The organism is Kitasatospora sp. NPDC057692 (assembly GCF_042799475.1).
GTDB lineage: Bacteria > Actinomycetota > Actinomycetes > Streptomycetales > Streptomycetaceae > Kitasatospora.
In genome coordinates, this window is record NZ_JBHVIV010000004.1 from 151,882 (window position 1) to 164,581 (window position 12,700).

Annotated in this window: 13 protein-coding genes; 4 read left to right on the plus strand and 9 right to left on the minus strand. The window is 75.9% G+C overall.

Features of this window, described 5'->3' with window-relative positions; genetic code table 11:
- Nucleotides 1–87: 87 nt before the first annotated feature.
- Nucleotides 88–801, minus strand: coding sequence for an aminoacyl-tRNA hydrolase (locus tag ACFVFS_RS03865; RefSeq protein WP_380619698.1), 714 nt, complete (start codon nucleotides 799–801; stop codon nucleotides 88–90).
- A gap of 67 nt (nucleotides 802–868) precedes the next feature.
- A complete protein-coding gene (locus ACFVFS_RS03870; protein ID WP_376085687.1) occupies nucleotides 869–1,801 on the minus strand; it encodes a hypothetical protein in 933 nt (310 codons plus the stop codon).
- Nucleotides 1,802–1,948: 147 nt separating this feature from the next.
- Here ACFVFS_RS03870 and ACFVFS_RS03875 point away from each other — a divergent pair, with 147 nt between their 5' ends.
- Nucleotides 1,949–2,323: a YbjQ family protein gene (locus ACFVFS_RS03875; RefSeq protein ID WP_045938048.1), complete on the plus strand. Its 375-nt coding sequence runs from the start codon at nucleotides 1,949–1,951 to the stop codon at nucleotides 2,321–2,323.
- Nucleotides 2,324–2,510: 187 nt separating this feature from the next.
- Nucleotides 2,511–3,614, plus strand: coding sequence for a flavin-containing monooxygenase (locus ACFVFS_RS03880; protein ID WP_380619826.1), 1,104 nt, complete (start codon nucleotides 2,511–2,513; stop codon nucleotides 3,612–3,614).
- A 24-nt stretch (nucleotides 3,615–3,638) separates the two neighbouring features.
- Here the strand turns inward: ACFVFS_RS03880 and ACFVFS_RS03885 are convergent, their stop codons facing one another.
- Nucleotides 3,639–4,079 carry a winged helix-turn-helix transcriptional regulator gene (locus tag ACFVFS_RS03885; protein ID WP_380619700.1) on the minus strand — a complete coding sequence of 147 codons (441 nt, stop codon included), beginning with the start codon at nucleotides 4,077–4,079 and terminating at the stop codon, nucleotides 3,639–3,641.
- A 76-nt stretch (nucleotides 4,080–4,155) separates the two neighbouring features.
- Between ACFVFS_RS03885 and ACFVFS_RS03890 the strand changes: the two genes are divergently transcribed.
- Nucleotides 4,156–5,097: an NAD(P)H-binding protein gene (locus ACFVFS_RS03890; protein WP_380619702.1), complete on the plus strand. Its 942-nt coding sequence runs from the start codon at nucleotides 4,156–4,158 to the stop codon at nucleotides 5,095–5,097.
- Between the two features lie 40 nt (nucleotides 5,098–5,137).
- Here the strand turns inward: ACFVFS_RS03890 and paaE are convergent, their stop codons facing one another.
- The 5 genes from paaE to paaA all read right to left on the minus strand — a co-directional run bounded on the left by paaE (nucleotide 5,138) and on the right by paaA (nucleotide 9,220).
- Entirely contained in the window at nucleotides 5,138–6,319 is a 1,182-nt protein-coding gene (paaE, locus tag ACFVFS_RS03895) for a 1,2-phenylacetyl-CoA epoxidase subunit PaaE (RefSeq protein WP_380619703.1), read from the minus strand.
- Nucleotides 6,320–6,856: a 1,2-phenylacetyl-CoA epoxidase subunit PaaD gene (gene paaD, locus ACFVFS_RS03900; RefSeq protein WP_380619829.1), complete on the minus strand. Its 537-nt coding sequence runs from the start codon at nucleotides 6,854–6,856 to the stop codon at nucleotides 6,320–6,322.
- Nucleotides 6,857–6,963: 107 nt separating this feature from the next.
- The gene (paaC, locus tag ACFVFS_RS03905) at nucleotides 6,964–7,845 is read right to left on the minus strand and encodes a 1,2-phenylacetyl-CoA epoxidase subunit PaaC (protein WP_380619831.1); all 882 of its coding nucleotides are present in this window, start codon (nucleotides 7,843–7,845) and stop codon (nucleotides 6,964–6,966) included.
- A gap of 47 nt (nucleotides 7,846–7,892) precedes the next feature.
- Entirely contained in the window at nucleotides 7,893–8,186 is a 294-nt protein-coding gene (paaB, locus tag ACFVFS_RS03910; RefSeq protein ID WP_030391930.1) for a 1,2-phenylacetyl-CoA epoxidase subunit PaaB, read from the minus strand.
- Nucleotides 8,183–9,220 (minus strand): 1,2-phenylacetyl-CoA epoxidase subunit PaaA, encoded by a 1,038-nt coding sequence (gene paaA, locus ACFVFS_RS03915; RefSeq protein ID WP_380619705.1) that lies wholly within the window; start codon nucleotides 9,218–9,220, stop codon nucleotides 8,183–8,185. The genes paaB and paaA overlap by 4 nt, the downstream gene beginning before the upstream one ends.
- Before the next feature lie 271 nt (nucleotides 9,221–9,491).
- On the opposite strand from paaA, the gene ACFVFS_RS03920 reads away from it, so the two are divergent.
- Complete coding sequence (locus tag ACFVFS_RS03920; RefSeq protein WP_380619706.1) at nucleotides 9,492–10,490, plus strand: aminoglycoside phosphotransferase family protein; 999 nt, start codon at nucleotides 9,492–9,494, stop codon at nucleotides 10,488–10,490.
- Here ACFVFS_RS03920 and ACFVFS_RS03925 read toward each other — a convergent pair.
- The gene (locus ACFVFS_RS03925; protein ID WP_380619707.1) at nucleotides 10,477–12,465 is read right to left on the minus strand and encodes a LamG-like jellyroll fold domain-containing protein; all 1,989 of its coding nucleotides are present in this window, start codon (nucleotides 12,463–12,465) and stop codon (nucleotides 10,477–10,479) included. The two genes, ACFVFS_RS03920 and ACFVFS_RS03925, sit on opposite strands and share 14 nt — an antisense overlap.
- Nucleotides 12,466–12,700 lie beyond the last annotated feature (235 nt).

Sequence of the window (12,700 nt, forward strand, 5' to 3'; positions counted from 1 at the left end):
ACAGCCGACAGCTGACAACTGACAGATTTCAGCTGACAGATAACAGATGACAGAATCTGAAATCTGTTATCTGTCAGCTGTCAGTCGTCAGCCGCGCAGGGCCGGGTGGTCCGCCACCACCGTGCAGCTGCCCGGCGCGATCTCGGTGAAGCCCGCGTCCTGCACCAGTGGCAGCCCGCTCGCCACCAGCTCCGCCCACGCCTGCGGGGTCGCCGTGCGGACGGCGAGCGTGAAGCCGCTCTCCGCCCAGTCCTTACGCTGCGCCTCGTCCAGCCGCCACCAGGCGAGCTGGGCGGCGTGGCCGGTCTGTGCCATGGTCTTGCCCGCGCTCATCTCCAGCTCCGGGTTCAGCCAGAGCACCGGCACGCCCGGCGCAGGGGCGTCCAGGGGACCGCCCTCCTCCAGGTCGGTGCCCGACACCTGGAGCTTGGCGAGCTCCTTCGGCCAGCCGTCCAGCGGCACCGGCGGGAACACCCGCACCTCCGCCTCCCGGCCGGTCACCGTGATCCCGGGCAGCTCCCCGGCCCGGCGCCACTCGCCGCCGCGTGCCCGCCGGACCACCTTGCGGATCCGCGCGTCCTCCCAGGCCGCGACCCGCTCCGCCCACTCGCCCTCCGCCCCGGTGACCCGCGGGTCGTCGAGCAGGGTCAGCACCGCGCGCGCCGAGGTCTCCAGCGCGTCGGTCCGCCCGGGCGGTGTCGCGCGCTCCAGCCGCACCACCAGCGGCAGCACGTACTGCGGCCGGGCGTCGCGGTCCTCGGGCGTCGGGTCGGGAACGGGGGCGTCGAACGGAGAAGTCACCCGTCCAGCATGCCAGCCTCCGCACCCCCGCGATCACCGCGGCCCCGGCGGCCCCGGGGGCCGCCGCTCAGCGGCGGTAGCCGCGCTGCGCGTCGCGCTCCTCCGCGTCGTCGTAGGTCAGGAACCAGCCCTCCGGGTGGGTGGCCGTCAGCAGCAGCTCGGCGCGCTGCTCCGCGGTCAGCTCCGGATCGCCGTCGTCCGGCCCGTAGACGCCGAACAGCTCGTCGTGGCACCCGTCCCAGTCGTAGTCGTACAGGTCCGCCGGCAGGTCGCCCATCATGTCGGCGACCGACTCGGGCTGCGCACCGAGCAGCGCCCGGGCGTCGACCAGCGCCATCCGCAGCGCGATCTCCTCCGCCAGGCAGCGCGGCAGCGGCCACTCGCCGAGCGCGAGGTCGTCGGCGAGGTCGTCGAAGGTGCGGGCCATGGCGCGGCGCCAGCCCCGGTGCAGCCGCCAGGTGCGCTGCGGCAGCCGCCCGAACACCGTCCAGTCGGCCTCCTCGCCGTCCGTGACCGGCTCGTCCTCGTGCTCGTCGAGGTCGTCGTAGGCTGCGTCGGCCAGCCCGAGCAGCTGGGCGTGCAGCAGACAGGCGGTGCGCGGGGTGAGCGTCCAGTCGCCGGCCGCGCCGCCGCCCTCCTCCTCGTCGCCGTCCAGCGGGAACAGCTCCGCGAAGTCGGGCGCGAAGTCCTCGGTGACGCTGATCTCCAGCGTGCCGCCGACCGCCTCGACCCCCGGGATCGCCGCCACCAGCCGGTCCGGGTGGAGCAGCGCGCCGAGCGCCGCGTTGGCGTCCTCGGCCACCTCGCGCAGCAGCTCACGGCGCTGCCCGGCCGGATCGATGCCCTCGAAGTCCAGTTCCTCGACGGCCGCGATGGCCGCGGCGCGCAACGCCGGCCAGTTCGTGATCCGCAGGCCCAGGACCACCGTCGCCTCGATCTCCTGCGCGCCGGAGTCCTCCGCCGCGCCCGGCCCCTGTGGATGATCGCTTCGCTCGCCCATGGGGCTACGGTACGGCTTTTCGGCCCTCCGATCACCGGCCTGTTCCGGCTACCCTACGCGTTCTCGCCGTTACCGCCCCGCGCGTTCCCGCGCGCGCCCCGCGTGCCACTGTTCGACGGCGTCCGAACTCCCGGCAGGATGGGCCCCATGGCAAACATCGACGAGTACGGCGGCGGGCAGCGCCCGGACGCCCAGGTGCTGGTAGTGACCACCAACGACATCCCCGGATACCGGGTCGACCACGTGATCGGCGAGGTCTTCGGCCTGACCGTCCGCAGCCGGCACATCGGCAGCCAGATCGGCGCCTCGCTGAAGTCGCTGGTCGGCGGTGAGCTGCGCGGCCTGACGAAGACCCTGGTGGAGAGCCGGAACGAGGCCATGGAGCGACTGGTCGAGCAGACCAAGGCGCGCGGCGGGAACGCGGTGCTGATGTTCCGGTTCGACGTCACGGAGGCGGCGGACGTCGGCACGGAGGTCTGCGCCTACGGCACGGCGGTGGTGATCTCCCCGGCCACGGCCTGACCCCGGCCGTTCGCGGCCACCGGCGGGCGGGGGGCGCTCCCCGGGGCGGGATCCCGGGCACGGGGCCCCGGAGACGGGGCCTCGGGAACACCGCCCGCCCGCCGGATGTTTCACGGGCGTGACTGTTTACGGTGCAACCACCTCCGGTCCGGCGGCCGACGGCTCGCCGGACGACGCGGGACGCCGGGTGGACGTCCTGGTGATCGGCGCGGGCCAGGCGGGCCTGTCCGCCGCCTACCACCTGCGCCGCCGCGGCTTCGCGCCGCACCGGGCGGACACCGACGGCGGGTTCGTCGTCCTCGACGCCGACGACGCCCCCGGCGGCGCCTGGGCGCACCGCTCGCCGTCCCTGCGGATGGCCACCGTGCACGGCTTCCACGACCTGCCCGACGTCGTACTGCCCGAGCCCGACCCGAACGCACCCGCGCGTGAGGTCGTACCGGGGTACTTCGCGGCGTACGAGGCGCAGCACGCGCTCCCCGTCGTACGCCCCGTCAAGGTGCTGGCGGTGCGCTCCGCGTCCGCCCGCCCGGACGCCCGGCTGCTGGTCGAGACCGACGCAGGCACCTGGTCCACCCGGGCGCTGATCAACGCCACCGGCACCTGGACCCGGCCCTTCCTCCCCCACTACCCGGGCCGCTTCGCCGGGCGCCAACTGCACTACGCCGCCTACCGGGGCCCGGAGGAGTTCGCCGGCAAGCGGGTGCTGGTGGTCGGCGGCGGGGCGTCGGCGATCCAGGTGCTGTCGGAGGTCGCGGCGGTCGGCGAGACGGTCTGGGTCACCCGCACCCCGCCCGTCTACCACGACGGCCCGTTCACCCCCGAGTACGGGCGCGCGGTGGTCGCCAAGGTCGAGGAGCGGGTCCGCCAGGGGCTGCCGGTGCGCAGCGTGGTGAGCGTGACCGGGCTCGGCCCGTCGGTCGCCTACCGCCGGGCGGAGGAGCTTGGCGCGCTGCACCGCCGCCCGATGTTCGACCGCCTCACCGAGCACGGGGTCGCCTGGGGCGACGAGGAGCTGGCCGTCGACGCGATCGTCTGGGCCACCGGGTTCCGTCCCGAGGTCGGGCACCTCGCGCCGCTCGGCCTGCGCGCGCCCGGCGGCGGGATCGCCCTCACCGGCACCCGCGCCACCGCCGACCCGCGGGTCCACCTGGTCGGCTTCGGCCCGTCGGCCAGCACCGTCGGCGCCAACCGGGCCGGTCGGGCGGCGGTCAACGGGATCGTCGCGCTGCTCGGCGCCCCGGCTCAGGACGGGGCCGGGGCAGCGGTGCCGGTGCCGGTCGGCGGCTGACGGGACGGCGGTGCCGGCCGGGTCTCACCGCGCCCGCGGGGGTCCGTCGTGCGCGGCGGCCCAGGCGCCCAGCTCCCGCACCGCCGCGTGCAGCGACGCGCCGAGGCCGGTCAGCGCGTACTCGACCCGGTAGGGGGACTCGGCGCGGGCGGTGCGGCTCACGTACCCCTCGGCCTCCAGGGTGCGCAGCGCGCGGGTCAGCATCCGCCGGCTCAGGTCGGCGACCGCGCGGTCCAACTCGTTGTAGCCGTGCGGCCGTTCGGCGAGCAGGCAGATCAGCAGGACGCTCCAGCGGTCCCCGATCCGGTGCAGTACGGCCGTCGCCGGGCACGTCGCACGGTCCTGCGCGGTGACCGGCGCGGTGACGGGCGCGGTCACCGGTACGGCGACCGGCGCGGTGACCGGCGCGGGGACGGTGACCGGCACCGGTACGGGGACCGGGGTCCGGGTCCTGCCAGTGGACATGGATGTTCCTTCTTTCGACGACCCGCCCGGCCCGCCCATGATCGCTCCAGGACATCGTCGCCGTCGAGGAGTTCACATGTTCGCAGTCACCGGGTCCGCCGGGCGGTTCGGCCGGCTGGCGCTCGCCGCCGTACTCGACCTGACCGCCGACCGGACCGGCACCGCCACCGCCACCGCCACCGCCACCGCCACGGTCGCCCTCACCCGCGATCCGGTCCGCGCCGGCGCGGACCCGGGCAGGCCCGGCCTGTCCGTCCGGCAGGCCGACTTCGCCCGTCCCGCCACCCTGCCGCCGGCACTCGCCGGGGTCCGGCGGCTGCTGCTCGTCAGCACCGAGCGCTCGCCCCGGCGGCTCCGGCTGCACGAGGCGGCCGTCGAGGCGGCCGTCGCCGCCGGGGTGGAGCACGTCGTCTACACCTCGGTGGTCCGCGCCGCCGACCCGGCCAACCCCGTGCCCGAGGCCGCCGACCACGGGCGGACCGAGCGGCTGCTCGCCGGATCCGGCCTGGCGCACACCGTCCTGCGGTTCAACGTCTGGCCGCAGATGCTGCTGCTCACCGGCCTGGCCCGGCTCGCGGTCGCCCACGGGGAGCTGCCCAGCAGCGCCGCGCACGGCCGGGTCGGCTACATCACCCGCGAGGACACCGCCTGGGCCGCCGCCCGCGTGCTCACCGGCGCCGTCGACGCCGTCCCCGCGCCGGGCACCACGGGCACGGTCCTGGACGTGACCGGCCCGGGTCTGACGGACGCCGAGGTCGCCGCCGCGCTCGGTGCGGCCACCGGACGGCCGGTGCGGCACCGCCCGGTGGCCGACGCGGACGTGCCCGGCGCGCTGACCGCCCTCGGCGTGCCCCCGGCGCTCGCGGCCGGCTGGGGCGGGAACGACCCGTTCCGGCGCCAGGGCTGGTTCGACGTCCCCGACGACGGCACCACGCGGCGGCTGCTCGGGCGCGACCCGGTCACGCTCGGCGCGTTCTTCGCCGCCCACCGCCCGGAACTGCTGGCGGGAACGCCCTGACGGACCGGCCGACCCGGTGCCCACCGGGCCGACCGCGCGGTCAGCGGTCGTAGTCGACGGTCACCCTGTCCGTGACCGGGCGGGCCTGGCAGGTCAGGACGTAGCCGGCCGCCAGCTCCTTCTCCTCCAGCGCGAAGTTGCGCCGCATCTCCACCTCGCCCTCCGTGACCAGCGCCCGGCAGGTGCCGCAGACCCCGCCCTTGCAGGCGAACGGCAGATCGGGGCGGGAGCGCTGGGCGCCGTCCAGGATGGAGCGGTCGCACGGCAGCGACAGGGTGCTGCCGCGCCCGTCCAGGACGACGGTGACCTCGCTGCGCCCGGCCGACCCTTCGGTCGCGCCCGGGGCGTCCTCCGGGCGCTCGGCGACCGGCTCGTCCTCGGCGTGGAACAGCTCCTGGTGCACCCGCTCCGCCGGGACGCCCAGCGAGGCCAGCAGCTCCTTGGCCCCGGCGACCATCCCGAACGGCCCGCAGAGCCACCAGTGTCCGACCGCCGCCGTGTCCACCAGCGCCGCCAGCAGCGCCCGGACCCGCTCCGGGTCCAGCCGGCCGCTGAGCAGCTCGGCGTCCCGGGTCTCCCGGGAGAGCACGTGGACCAGCTGGAGGCGGCCCAGGTAGCGGTCCTTCAGGTCGGCCAGCTCGTCCGCGAACATCACGGTGTCGCTGCGCCGGTTGCCGTAGAGCAGGGTCACCGTGGAGGTGCGGTCGGCGGCCAGGACGGAGGCCGCGATGGACACCATCGGCGTGACGCCGGAGCCGGCCGCCAGCAGCACGTGGTCGGCGGGCTCGGCGAGGTCCGGGGTGAACAGTCCGGACGGCGTCAGCACCTCCACCTCCTCCCCCGGCCGGGCGTCGCGCACCAGCCAGCGGGAGAACAGCCCGCCCGGCACCTCGCGCACGGCGATGCGCAGCGGACCGCCGACGGGGGCGCAGATCGAGTACGAGCGGCGCTCGTCGACGCCGTCCACCACCCGGCGCAGGGTCAGCGTCTGCCCCGGCCGGAACGCGAACGCCTCCGCGAGCCCGTCCGGCACGGCGAAGGTCACCGCGACGGCGTCCTCGCAGAGCCGCTCCAGCCCGGCGATCCGCAGCACGTGGAAGGTCGGGCGGCGGGCGGGCCGTACGGCGGACGGCTCCGCGGCGGCGGTCGGCCCCGCGGCCGGGACCGTGGTCGGCTCCGCGGCCGGGGCGGCGGGCAGTTCCGCGGACGGGACGGCGGCCATTCAGATCTCCTTGACGCGTTCGAAGGGCTCGCGGCAGTCCCGGCAGCGCCACAGCGCCTTGCAGGCGGTGGAGCCGAAGCGGGACAGCTCCTCGGTGTCGGTGCCGCCGCAGAGCGGGCAGCTGACGGGCTCGGCACCGGCGGCGGCACTCCCACCAGCGGCGGCGCCGACGGCGGCCGCGAGCCGGGTCGGGCCGAGGCTCAGCGGCGTGCTCCCGCCGGCGCTCCCCGCGGCGGCCGCGGCGCCGGGGCGGGGCGGGGCGATGCCGGCCTCGGCCAGCTTGCGCCGGCCCTCGGGGGTGATCAGGTCGGTCGACCAGGGCGGGTCCAGCCGCAGCCGGACCCGGACGTCCGCGAACCCGGCCGCGCGCAGCCGCCGGTCCACGTCGGCGGCCATCTCGGCGACCGCCGGGCAGCCCGAGTACGTCGGGGTGAGCCACGCGGTCACCGCGCCGCCGTCCTCCGCGACCTCGGCCAGCACGCCCAGGTCGGCCAGGGTCAGCATCGGCAGCTCGGGGTCCGGCACGGCCGCCGCCACCGCCCAGGCGGCCCCACCCGTCCGGTCCGTCCCGTCCGTCCCGTCCGTCCGGCCCGTCCGGCCCGTCCCGTCCGGCCCGCCCGGCGCGCGCGTCCCGGCCACGGCCGTCACCACGTCGCGCCCGGGTGCGCGCGGGCCACCACCTGCAGCTCGGCGAGCAGGGGGCCCAGCGCCTCGGTGTGCACCCCGTCGCGCCCGGCCCGGCCGCCGACGGCCGCCAGCCCCGGCACGTCCGGCACCGCCAGCCCGGCCTCCGCGCACACCGCCGCCACCGAGCGCAGCACCGGCTCGCGCAGCTCCGCCGGGTCCACCCCGACCCGCAGCTCCACCGGGTGCGCGGTGAACAGCTCCGCCACCAGCGGCCACACCGCGTCGAGCCCGGCCTGCATCCGCGCCGCCGAGTACGGCGTGCCGTCGCCCAGCCGCAGCGTCCACGCCGTGGCGTACTCGCGGTGGTACGCCAGCTCCTTCGCCCCGCGCGCCGCGACCGCCGCCAGCACCGGATCGGCGTGGCCGGCCAGCGCCTCGTAGAGCGCGCCGCGGGCCGTGGCGAACAGCAGCAGGCGGGCGATCGAGAACGCGAAGTCCCCGTTCGGCGCCTCGACCAGGCGCACGTTGCGGAACTCGTGGTCCTCGCGCCAGTACGCCAGGTCGTCCTCGGTGCGCCCGGAGCCGTCCGCCTTCCCGGCCCGGGTGAGCAGCTGACGGGCCTGGCCGAGCAGGTCGAGGCCCAGGTTGGCGAGCGCGACCTCCTCCTCCAGCTCCGGCGCGCGGGTGCACCACTCGATCAGCCGCTGGGAGAGGACGAGCGCGTCGTCGCCCAGCATCAGGCAGTACGCCGCGAGGTCGGCGCCGTCCAGGCCGGGCGGCACGGCGGTGTCCACGCCGAGCAGCGGGTCGGCGAAGCCCGTCCCGTACGCCCAGCGGCCCTCGCCCTCGGGCCCGGGGGACGCCTCGGCGAGGCTCAGGTACACGTGGTCGTCGGTCACGTGGTCGTCGCTCACGTGGTCGTCGGTCATGGTTCGACTGCTCCCGGTCAGATGTGCGGGACATCCTCGGGGATGTCGTAGAAGGTCGGGTGGCGGTAGACCTTGTCGCCGCTGGGCGCGAAGAAGGGGTCGCGCTCGTCCGGGGTGGAGGCGGTGATCGCGTCGGAGCGGACCACCCAGAGGCTGACGCCCTCGTTGCGGCGGGTGTAGAGGTCGCGGGCGGCGAGCAGCGCCATCCGGTCGTCGGCCGCGTGCAGCGAGCCGACGTGCACGTGGTTCAGGCCGCGCCGGGGGCGCACGAACACCTCGTAGAGCGGCCAGCCGGCCTTGGACTCGGTCACTTCCCGTTCTCCTGTTCCGCGTGCCCCGCCGTGTTCCGTGGCGCTTCCGTGGTCCCGCCGGTGGCCCCGCCCGCAGGTCCGCCGGCCTCGGCGCGGCGCTTCGCCGCGTACGCCGTGGCCGCCTCGCGCACCCAGGCGCCGTCCTCGTGCGCGGCGCGCCGCCGCTCCACCCGCTGCGCGTTGCACGGGCCCTCGCCGTGGATGACCCGGTTCAGCTCGGACCAGTCCGGCTCGCCGAAGTCCCAGCCGCCGCGCTCCTCGTTCCGGCGCAACTCGGGATCGGGCAGGGTGACGCCGAGGAGCTCGGCCTGCGGGACCGTCATGTCGACGAAGCGCTGCCGCAGCTCGTCGTTGGTGTGCCGCTTGATCCGCCACGCCATCGACCGGGCGGTGTTCGGCGAGGCGGCGTCCGAGGGGCCGAACATCATCAGCGACGGCCACCACCAGCGGTCCACCGCGTCCTGGACCATCCGGCGCTGGGCCTCGGTACCGCGCATCAGCGTCATCAGCAGCTCGTAGCCCTGGCGCTGGTGGAACGACTCCTCCTTGCAGATCCTGACCATCGCGCGGGCGTACGGGCCGTAGCTGCAGCGGCAGAGCGGGACCTGGTTGCAGATCGCGGCGCCGTCGACCAGCCAGCCGATCACGCCGACGTCCGCGAAGGTGAGCGTCGGGTAGTTGAAGATCGACGAGTACTTCTGGCGGCCGGCGATCAGCTTCTCGGTGAGTTCGGCGCGGTCCACCCCGAGGGTCTCGGCGGCGGCGTACAGGTACAGGCCGTGGCCGGCCTCGTCCTGCGCCTTGGCGAGCAGGATCGCCTTGCGGCGCAGCGAGGGGGCGCGGGTCAGCCAGTTGCCCTCGGGCTGCATGCCGATGATCTCGGAGTGCGCGTGCTGGGCGATCTGCCGGACGAGGGTGGCCCGGTAGGCGTCGGGCATCCAGTCGCGGGGCTCGATGCGCTGCTCCGCGGCGATGACGGCCTCGAACGCCTCCTCGGGCGACGCCCCGGGCCGCTCGGCCACCTCTGCTGTCACCACGGTCCCCTTTCGCTGACTGTGTCCCCGCGGCTGTGTCCCCGCGGCTGCGTCCCCGCGGCTGCGTCTCCGCCCGGCGCGGGGCCGGCGCCGCCCGCCGGCAGCCACCGACCAACCGTTCGGTCGGTTCCATTGTGCGCGGCGAGGGGGCGGCTGACAAGGGAGCACCGCCGGTGGCGGCCGGGCCGGTGCGGGCCCGGCACCGGGACCCGCCCGCCACCGGGCGGAAAACCGGTGGCCCGACCCCGGTCGGCGGGGCGAGACTCCCGGCATGACCCTGCACACGGACGAGATCCCGGCCGACGAGGACCTGGTCCGGTCCCTGCTCAAGGCCCAGCGGCCGGAGTGGGCCGGCCTCCCCCTGGCCCCGGCCGGCGCGGGCACCGACAACACCATGTACCGGCTCGGCGACGACCTGCTCGTCCGGCTGCCGCGCACCCCGGACGGCGCCCGGTCCCTGCGCAAGGAGCAGCAGTGGCTTCCCCGGCTGGCCCCGCTGCTCCACCGCGCGGTCCCCGAACCCGTCCACCGCGGGGCGCCCGCCGCGGCGTTCCCGCTCGCCTGGTCGGTCCTCCGCTGGATCGACGGCGCGGAGGCCGGGCCGTCGAGCGTCCGGGACTGGGCCGCCTTCGGCGGCGACCTCGCGGCGTTCGTACGGGAGCTGCACGGCCTCGGTCTGATGGGCGCCACCCGCGCGGGCGACCTCAGCTGGTACCGGGGCGGCTCGCTGCGGGACGGCGAGGAGTGGATCGGCCGCTGCCTCGCCGACTGCCGCGCGCTCGCGGGGGCCGGCGGGAGCGGGGAGCTCGACGTCGACGCGCTGGAGCGGCTCTGGCGGGCCGGGCTCGCGCTGCCGGAGCCGTCCGGGCCGCCCGTGTGGCTCCACGGCGACCTCAAGCCCACCAACCTCCTGGTCCGGGACGGCGGGCTGCACGCGGTCATCGACTTCGGCTGCCTGTCGGTCGGCCACCCTGACGCCGAGCACGCCACCGTCTGGGACCTGCCGGCCGCGGCGCGCCGGACCTACCGGGAGGCGCTGGACCTCGACGAGGCCACCTGGGTGCGCGCCCGTGCCTGGGCGATCGCGGTCGGCGCCAGCGGGATCTCCTACTACTGGCACACCTATCCGGCCTTCGTCGCCGAGTGCCTGGCGCGCCTGCGGGCGGTCCTCGCCGAGGATTCCGGCACCGCCCCCACCGGCACCGGCACCGCCGGCCCCTCGGTCGAGGACCCGGCGGCGCCGCGCGGCGGAGGCGTCACGCCGTCATGAAGTCCCGCACCCGCAGGGCCCGCCGCACGATCCGGACGTCGCCGATGTACCCGTGGAACACCTTGTCCAGCACGCCCGCGTACGCGTAGCCGCCCAGCATCCACGGGCGCCCCAGCGTGGCCAGTCCCACGGCCGGGGTCGCCGGGTTGCGGGCCACCTCGCAGCCGTCGACGTACATCCGGCTGAGCTTTCCGTCGTTGACGACCGCGACGTGCCACCAGCGGTCCAGCGGCAGCTGGTGGCCCCAGCAGGTCGAGCCCCCGGTCTGGTTGACCGGGTAGACGCACCACTGCAGGGCGGGCGCCTCGGAGAGGCTGAGCGTCACGACGGGCTCGTCCGCGTCCGTCCCCGGGCCGCTCCTGCCCGCCTCCCCCGCCGTCCCCCACCGGCTGAGCAGGGCGGACCAGCGGCTCTGCCCGGAGTCCCAGGCGGCGGGCAGCTTGCAGAAGGCCTCGACGGTGAACCCGCGCTCGAAGGTCTCCCGGTTCAGCGGGGCGGTGGGCGCGGTCTCCAGGTAGGCGCCGCGCACCGGCGAGCGGGTGCCCTTGAACAGCAGGCTGCCGTGGGCCGGCTGGTCCGGGTGGTGCTCGGCGGACCAGGTGAGCGCGCCGTCGGGGGTGCCCGGGGCGCTCTGCCACAGGAGGTCGTTGCCCTGCCCCGACAGGTCCTTGACGACCTGCTGCGCGGAGACCGCCGCGCCGTCGCCGCCGCCGTCGAAGCGCCAGTACGCCGCGGTGTCCCGGACCAGCAGGTCGGCCGCCCGGCGCGCCGGGCGCCGCGGGACGGGCGCGAAGCCCGCGAAGCGCCGGTCGAAGTCGATCGCGAGGGAGAAGCGGTCCACGTCGGAGGTCAGCTCGACCTGCTGCGCCGCCAGCGGGTTGCGCTCCTCGGCGGCGATCTCCTGGATCCACGGCGAGAAGGTCGTCGCGTCGACGGTGTTCCGGTCGAGGTCGAAGCGGTACGCCCGGATCATCGCGGCGCCGCCGTAGTAGCGGTCCTGGTAGTTGGTGATGTGGACGTGGACGTCGTGGCCGGCCCTGTTCTTCAGCACGGTGCGGCCGGGCGGCCAGTAGTGCCCGTTGACGGTGAGGAAGATCTGGTCGTTGCCGCTGATCAGCCGGTCCCAGAGCTTCCTGCCGTAGTCGGACAGCTCGGCCCGGCCGGCGTCGTCGGCGAAGGCGAGGTCGTGGGTGGTCAGGATCACCGGGACCTTCGGGTTGGCGGCGATCACCGCGTTCGCCCAGTCGAAGCCCGCGTCCGAGAGCCGCCAGTCCAGCGAGAGCAGCATCCAGGGGCGGCCGCCCGCCCGGAAGATGTGGCAGGTGTTGTAGCCGTCCGGGCTGGAGCCGTGGTAGCCGGAGGTGCGCGCGGCCCGGGCCTTGCTGAAGGTCTCCAGGTACGGGGTGCTGCCGCGCCGGTCGTCGGTCGAGGAGCGGACGTCGTGGTTGCCGGCGAGCACGCCGTAGGCCGCGCCGGCGTCGTCCAGCAGGCCGAACACCTTGGTGACGGCGGCGTACTCGACGGCCAGCCCGTTCTCGGTGACGTCGCCGAGGTGAGCCAGGAAGACGATGTTGTCGTCCGTCCCGTCCTCGCGGTTGACGCCGCCGTCGAGCACGTAGCGGATCGAGGCCTCCACCGGCGCCGGGTGGATCCGGTCCTGGTCGAACAGGTACTGGGTGTCCGGCATGACGACGACGGTGAACCGCCGGGCGTCCGGGTCCGGCTGCCAGCGGCCCTTCCCCTTCGCCTTCTTCGCCTTCCCCGGTTCCGCCCCGGACCCGTCGGCCGGCTCGGAACCGGCCGCCCGGGCGGGCGCCGCGCCGAGCAGGCCGAGCCCCGCCGTCCCGACCCCGGCGCCCAGGAGGCCCGCCCCGCGCAGGAACCTGCGCCGGCCGGCCGCGGCCGGTCCGTCCCCGTCGAGGTCGGCGGTCCGCGGGCACTCGCACTCGTGCCCGGACTCGTGGATGTCGTGCATGTTCGCTCCCGAAGTGGTCCGGGCCACGACGGTAGGCAGCGGGTCTGGTCGGAGATCATCGGCCGAGCCACGTGCCGCTGAACAGCGGCCGAACCCGGCGGGCGGCGCTCCGGGCGGGATCGGGGGCGGGGAGGGGCGAGGAGGGCGCGGGGCAGGCGCGGGCGCCGGCCGGCGCTGCGGAGAGGGCGGGGACTGCGGAGGAGGCGGGCGCTGACGGACGGCGGTCGGCGGATCC

What these genes read in the sequence shown, in the direction of transcription:
- ACFVFS_RS03870 (WP_376085687.1), bottom strand. Translation starts at nt 1,801, where the DNA reads ATGGGCGAGCGAAGCGATCATCCACAGGGGCCGGGCGCGGCGGAGGAC.
- ACFVFS_RS03925 (WP_380619707.1), bottom strand. Translation starts at nt 12,465, where the DNA reads ATGCACGACATCCACGAGTCCGGGCACGAGTGCGAGTGCCCGCGGACC.
- ACFVFS_RS03890 (WP_380619702.1), top strand. Translation starts at nt 4,156, where the DNA reads ATGTTCGCAGTCACCGGGTCCGCCGGGCGGTTCGGCCGGCTGGCGCTC.
- paaE (WP_380619703.1), bottom strand. Translation starts at nt 6,319, where the DNA reads ATGGCCGCCGTCCCGTCCGCGGAACTGCCCGCCGCCCCGGCCGCGGAG.
- ACFVFS_RS03920 (WP_380619706.1), top strand. Translation starts at nt 9,492, where the DNA reads ATGACCCTGCACACGGACGAGATCCCGGCCGACGAGGACCTGGTCCGG.
- ACFVFS_RS03885 (WP_380619700.1), bottom strand. Translation starts at nt 4,079, where the DNA reads ATGTCCACTGGCAGGACCCGGACCCCGGTCCCCGTACCGGTGCCGGTC.
- ACFVFS_RS03875 (WP_045938048.1), top strand. Translation starts at nt 1,949, where the DNA reads ATGGCAAACATCGACGAGTACGGCGGCGGGCAGCGCCCGGACGCCCAG.